4 protein-coding genes are annotated in these 3,896 nt (G+C 64.0%); all 4 read left to right on the forward strand.

All coding sequences use genetic code 11. The features are described from left to right. Positions 1–174: 174 nt before the first annotated feature. Complete coding sequence (locus K8I04_11760) at positions 175–1,434, forward strand: response regulator (GenBank protein MBZ0072386.1); 1,260 nt, start codon at positions 175–177, stop codon at positions 1,432–1,434. Positions 1,435–1,652: 218 nt separating this feature from the next. Then, the gene (locus tag K8I04_11765) at positions 1,653–2,135 is read left to right on the forward strand and encodes a YajQ family cyclic di-GMP-binding protein (GenBank protein MBZ0072387.1); all 483 of its coding nucleotides are present in this window, start codon (positions 1,653–1,655) and stop codon (positions 2,133–2,135) included. Positions 2,136–2,542: 407 nt separating this feature from the next. Then, complete coding sequence (gene fabA / locus K8I04_11770; GenBank protein ID MBZ0072388.1) at positions 2,543–3,076, forward strand: 3-hydroxyacyl-[acyl-carrier-protein] dehydratase FabA; 534 nt, start codon at positions 2,543–2,545, stop codon at positions 3,074–3,076. Between the two features lie 11 nt (positions 3,077–3,087). After that, a partial coding sequence (locus K8I04_11775; protein MBZ0072389.1) for a beta-ketoacyl-ACP synthase I occupies positions 3,088–3,896 on the forward strand: 809 nt, incomplete at its 3' end.

Raw genomic sequence — 3,896 nt, forward strand, 5'->3', positions numbered from 1 at the left:
AATCCCGACCCCCGCCTAAAGAACGCAGCATCATGGCCGAATATCAACAAGCGCATCAATAAGTCATAACGGACGGGGCCGGTATGAAGGTGCCCGCCCGCGCGGCGCAGGGACGCGCCGCCACTCCAGCCCACAACCTGCCGTTGCGCCCGAGCGAGCCCCGGGAGAACCACCGTGTCGAGCGAAGAGTCCCCCAGCAAACCCCGCGTCCTGGTCGTGGACGATTCGCGCGTGATCCGCGTGGCCGCCCGCAAGATCCTCAAGGATGAATTCGACACCCTGGAGGCCGGTGACGGTGAACAGGCCTGGGAACTGCTGACGACCCAAGACGATATCGCCCTGGTCATCTCCGACCTGTCCATGCCCTACCTCGACGGCATGGGCCTGTTGCAACGGCTGCGCGCGGACGAGCGTGAGCCGTTGCGCACCCTGCCCATGATCATCGTCACCGGCGCCGAGGACGACGACGGCGCCAAGAGCCGTGTCTTCGCTGCCGGTGCGACCGATTTCATCAGTAAGCCGTTCGACTCCGTGCAGTTGCTGGCGCACACCCGTTCGCACGTCCGCCTGCACAAGACCACCGTCGAGCTCAAACACACCACCACGACACTCAACGAGAAACCGGCGACCGACCCGTTCACGGGGCTGGGCAATGCCCACGCCTTTCAGCAGAACGGCCAGCGGGCGCTCGCGCACGCCCTCCGCCACCGGGCGGAATTTACGCTGCTGCTGTTCCAGGTCGACGGCTTCGACGACCTGTTCGTGCGCCAGGGCAAGGCCGTCGGCGGCGCAATCCTCAAGACGGTCACCGCGGCCCTCCAGGCCGAGATCCGCCGCGAGGACATGGGTGCACGGCTGGGCATGGCGCGCTTCGGGGTGGTCATGCCCACCACCCGGGCGGTGGGTGCGCGTCATCTGGTGCAGCGCCTCGCCGCGCGCCTCACCGAGATGCCCATCGATGGCAAGGACGGTCCATTCACCGTCACACTCAGTGCCGGCATACTGACGCCGGCGGTACGGCACGACATCCGCCTCGAAGACCTGTTCGTGGAACTCACGGGGCGACTGGAGCGGGCGCTGCAACAGGGCAGCGAGATCATCGACAGCGCACCACCGGCCACGGTGAAGGTGCCTGCACCGCAGGTCGCACCGGCCGCACCGGTCGCTACGCACACCGGGGCCGAAACGCCTCACGCCCCCGCACCCACCGGCACCGAAGTGCCGGCGCCGGTACCAACGCTCGACGAGGCCCTGACGCTGCTGCAGCGCGGTGAACACACACGACTCCACCCCCACCTCGGGACGCTGGTGCTACGGGTGCTGCCGCTGCTGGAGCAGTGGGACGTGTCCGGACAACGCGGCCTGGCCGATGCGCTGGCGCAGATCCGTGCCGCCTTCGAGGCGCATACACGGGCAGAGACGTCCGCTACCTGATACAGGCACCGGGTATCTCTACCCGACGGGTTCCCAAGCCATTCCGGGCCACAGAGACCAAACCGCTGGGCATGATCCTGGATTTGCAGCGTGAATTCTTTCCGTGTTATTCCATGAATTCCGTGGCCAAAAATGGTTTAGGTAAAGACCCTCGGGCCCCGGCCCCGGTTCTCGGGCTGTGGTAGGATGCCCCGCAACCCGGATTGCGGAGTGCCGCCATGCCTTCCTTCGACGTCGTGTCCGAAGTCGATCTGCACGAAGTGAACAACGCCGCCGATCAGGCCAACCGCGAGATCGGTACACGCTTCGATTTCAAGGGCAGCGATGCCAAAGTGGAGATCGTCGACGATACCCTCACCCTGGATGCCCAGAGTGCGTTCCAGGTCGACCAGATGCGTGACATCCTGGAGAAGAAGCTCGCCAAACGCGGGGTCGACATCGGTGCGCTGAAGATCGAGAAGATCGAGGAGAGTGGCTCCCGCGCCCGCCAGAAGATCCAGGTCCGCCAGGGCATCGACCAGGACACGGCCCGGAAGCTCGTCAAGCAGATCAAGGACAGTAAACTCAAGGTCCAGGCCAGCATCCAGGGTGATCAGGTGCGCATCACCGGCAAGAAGCGCGACGACCTGCAGGAGGCCATCGCCCTGCTGAAGAAAGCCGACATCGGGCTGCCGCTGCAGTATCAGAATTTCCGGGATTGAGGTCTTTCGTTAACCACCAAGGACACGAAGGACACGAAGGAAAGTCTGTTTCATGTAACACCGCCAAATAGCGTAACCTGGATGACGCGCAGCGGAATCCGGGAATCCAGTTCGACGCCTGCCCTTGCGACATTTCGTGGTTTTACATTCGATGGGATCTCCCCTTTGTGTCCTTCGTGTCCTTGGTGGTTAACAGTGCGGTTGACAACGATCAATCCCACAGCGTCACCGCGACGCCCCGTTTCCGGGTGCGGGTGGGAATCATGGATAACGGCCCCGGGCGGCACCACCGCCAAACCATGGTTTTAACTCTACGGCCGGCCTGAGCTAGAATACGGCCCTTCGATCGCCCGGCCCGGCGCAAGTCTGGCCCCCAGAATCCAATGACCCCGTACGAGAGTCCGCAGATGACCGACACCACCACCGCACGGCGCCCCAGCCAGCTCTCCTTCGAGGAACTCCTCAGCTGTGCCCGTGGCGAGATGTTCGGGCCCGGTAACGCCCAGTTGCCACTGCCGCCGATGCTGATGTTCGATCGCATCACCCACATCAGCGAGCAAGGCGGCGCGCATGGCAAGGGCGAGATCCGTGCGGAACTCGATATCGAGCCGGACCTGTGGTTCTTCGGCTGCCACTTCGAGGGCGATCCCGTCATGCCCGGCTGCCTGGGACTGGACGCCATGTGGCAGCTGATCGGCTTTTTCCTCGGCTGGGCCGGCGGCCCGGGCCGCGGTCGCGCCCTGGGCGGCGGTGAGATCAAATTCTCCGGGCAGGTCACGCCCAAGAATGGCCTGCTCACCTACCAGATCGACATGAAGCGCGTCATCAAGCGCACACTCTTCATGGGCATCGCCGACGGCATCATGTCCGTGGACGGACGCGAGATCTACCATGCCAAGGATCTGCGCGTCGGCCTGTTCACTTCCACCGAGAATTTCTGAGGTCCAGAGCAATGCGCAGGGTAGTCGTCACCGGCATCGGCATCGTCTCCTCCATCGGCAACAACCGGCAGGCGGTGCTGGAGAGTCTGAAAAATGGCCGTTCCGGCATCCGTTTCAGCGAAGAATATCGAGATATGGGTTTTCGCAGCCAGGTCTGCGGGCCGATCGTCGACCTGGACCAGGAGGCGCTGATCGACCGCAAGCTCAGGCGCTTCATGGGCGACGCCGCGGCCTTCAACTACATCGCCATGCAAGAGGCCTTGGACGACTCCGGTCTGACCGCGGCGATGATCTCCAACCCACGCAGCGGTCTGATCGTGGGTTCCGGCGGCGCCTCCACCGCCAATGTCGTCATCGCCGCCGACACGCTGCGTACGAAGGGTGTGAAGAGAATCGGCCCGTACGGCGTGACCAAGACCATGTCGTCGACGACCTCGGCCATCCTTGGTACCGCCTTCGGCATCAAGGGGGTGGGCTATTCCATCAGTTCGGCCTGCTCGACCAGTGCGCACTGCATCGGCCATGGTGCCGAGCTCATCCAGTGGGGTAAGCAGGATATCGTCTTCGCCGGTGGTGGTGAGGAGGTGCACTGGTCCATGAGTTGTCTGTTCGACGCCATGGGTGCGCTGTCGTCCCGATACAACGAGACACCTGCACAGGCCTCGCGCCCCTACGACGTCAACCGCGACGGCTTCGTCATCTCCGGCGGCGGTGGGCTGGTGGTGCTGGAGGAACTCGAGCACGCCCGGGCACGCGGCGCGAAGATCTATGCCGAGCTGGTCGGCTACGGCGCCACCTCCGACGGCTACGACATGGTCGC

This window comes from Gammaproteobacteria bacterium, assembly GCA_019911805.1.
GTDB lineage: Bacteria > Pseudomonadota > Gammaproteobacteria > Thiohalobacterales > Thiohalobacteraceae > JAHJQQ01.

Excerpts from the sequence above, each read along its gene's own strand:
- K8I04_11765 (MBZ0072387.1), top strand. The coding sequence starts at position 1,653 with ATGCCTTCCTTCGACGTCGTGTCCGAAGTCGATCTGCACGAAGTGAAC.
- fabA (MBZ0072388.1), top strand. The coding sequence starts at position 2,543 with ATGACCGACACCACCACCGCACGGCGCCCCAGCCAGCTCTCCTTCGAG.